Genomic DNA, 2112 nt, shown 5'->3' on the forward strand with positions numbered 1-2112 from the left:
GCTCGATGACTTGGTAAAGCACTATAATTTACCACTAAATCACTTAGGTCGGCTGGTTGTAGCCGATAACTTTGAGTTGGTGGAGATGCGTAATGGCAAAGGTCAAATGTATGGGGCGGGAGCTATTACTCATGGTAATTCCTTTGCACCAGTTGACAGTTTTCTCGGTTTGCAGTATTCTTCCTTAAAATCGGTGGATACTTTAGCTGCTGTTCGTGCGCCTAAAGTAAATTCTTTAAATGCTCTCTCGTCTTTTAGACAATGGTTAAAGTGGATTTTTAATGAATCACCTTGAAGTATCCTGGAGAAGTTCGCTAGTGACAATAATCGCTAGCTATTTGATATAATAAGTCACTGTGCAAAAATCTGCCTCTCACGAGCAGCGCGGAGTTTCAACTTAGAAGTTATTCATATGACAATTACTAACGTCGTACGAGCCATCTGGGCTTTTTCAGCTATTGGTTTAATAGTCTTAGTTTTACTACATAGCCCTAAAGGTGATGGTATTGGAGCCATTGGCGGACAAGCACAGTTATTCAGCAGTACTAAAAGTGCTGAAAATACATTAAACCGTGTGACTTGGGCTCTGACAGTGATTTTTCTTGGCTTAACAGTGGTTTTAAGCGCCAATTGGCTTCCTAAGTAGAGATTAGGAGTAGTGGGGGTGTTGCGTCGGTTAATTGCAGCTTTGGAATTAGCTATTATTACTGGACTGTTAGTTATTGTGACAAACATCCAGTCTGGTATCGTACTTGGGGCTTTTATCGATAACTTGACAAAAACAACTGAGTATAGTAAAGAAATGATTAGCTTATCTCCCCCTGCTTCTTTTAAACCTCACCCTCTACCACCTACACTCATACAATGGCAAGATAATACCAACAGTGGTGACTACTTTTCTCAAGTGAAACCAAGCCAAGTTGGTTATCTAGTCTGGTCAAAGTTCCCTGTTCAGGTTTATGTAGAACCACCTTCGTCAATTAATAATCAACAGGCTGAAGCATGGGTTAATGCTGTTGTACAGGCGGTAAAAGATTGGAATGCTTATTTGCCATTGGAGATTACAAAAAATCCAGAGGGTGCTGATATTACAATTGTGAGAAAAGCACCACCATTACGCACTTCCCCCAACAACAAAATAATTCGTGCTCGTTCGGCACAAACGACTTACGAGTTGTACGTTAATCAAAATAATCTTTTATCTCACCGCTTCAAAATCTTACTCAGCCCCAGCCAAGTAGACAATTATCTCACAGCAGCAGCTCGTCACGAACTGGGTCATGCTTTGGGCATTTGGGGACACAGCCCGCTGCAAAGTGATGCTTTATATTTTTCTCAGGTTCGCAACCCGCCGCCCATTTCCTCTAGAGATGTCAATACCCTTAAGCGAGTTTATGAACAACCAACTAGCTTGGGATGGGTTGAACAGTGAGCAGTGAGCAGTAAACAGTTATCAGTGATCAAGGTCTATGGTTCGGTGTTAATGTACTTGGAACAAAGCACATAAAATAAAGTCTCAAGCCTCTAGAACTAGATCTAATCGAGTACTCATGTCTCCAAAGCGGAATCGGAATCGCCAGCAGGCAAATAGCGAAAGTCTCTGGGTTGAAGGTCTTAAGACTCTTGGGTTAAGCTTATTGCTAGCATTTGGAATTCGGACTTTTGCCGCAGGAGCTTATTTCATTCCATCCGGTTCAATGGAACCAACGCTACAAATTAATGACCGATTGATGGTAGATAAAGTGAGTTATCACTTCAAAAATCCACACAGAGGTGATATTGTCGTCTTTTGGCCACCTGATAATACGATCGCCACATGTGGCTTATCGCGCAAATCCTCGGATCCTTGGATCAAGCGAGTGATTGGACTGCCTGGGGAGAAAATAGAGGTAAAGGAAGGGCACGTATATGTTAATGCACAACCTTTACAGGAGAAATATATTGCCGCTAAGCCTCAATATTTATGGGGACCAGAGGTTGTGCCGCGTAATTCTTATTTAGTTCTCGGTGATAACCGCAACAATAGCTGTGACGGCCACTACTGGGGTTTTGTTTCCCGCGATCGCATCATTGGTCGTGCAAGTGTTCGTTTTTGGCCGATCAATCGCATAG

General features: G+C 42.4%; 3 protein-coding genes and 1 pseudogene. All 4 read left to right on the forward strand.

Going from position 1 to position 2112, the window contains the following annotated elements; all coding sequences use genetic code 11:
- A pseudogene (locus G4P69_RS37255) lies at positions 1-295 on the forward strand (FHA domain-containing protein); the annotation flags it as partial.
- 117 nt (positions 296-412) lie between these two features.
- On the forward strand, positions 413-646 hold the full coding sequence (secG, locus tag G4P69_RS37260) for a preprotein translocase subunit SecG (protein ID WP_208342530.1): 234 nt from the start codon (positions 413-415) through the stop codon (positions 644-646).
- A gap of 18 nt (positions 647-664) precedes the next feature.
- A complete protein-coding gene (locus tag G4P69_RS37265) occupies positions 665-1432 on the forward strand; it encodes a peptidase (protein WP_310834294.1) in 768 nt (255 codons plus the stop codon).
- 118 nt (positions 1433-1550) lie between these two features.
- The coding region (lepB, locus tag G4P69_RS37270; RefSeq protein ID WP_208354915.1) for a signal peptidase I at positions 1551-2112 on the forward strand (562 nt) is incomplete at its 3' end.

This window comes from Aetokthonos hydrillicola CCALA 1050 (assembly GCF_017591665.1).
GTDB lineage: Bacteria > Cyanobacteriota > Cyanobacteriia > Cyanobacteriales > Nostocaceae > Aetokthonos > Aetokthonos hydrillicola.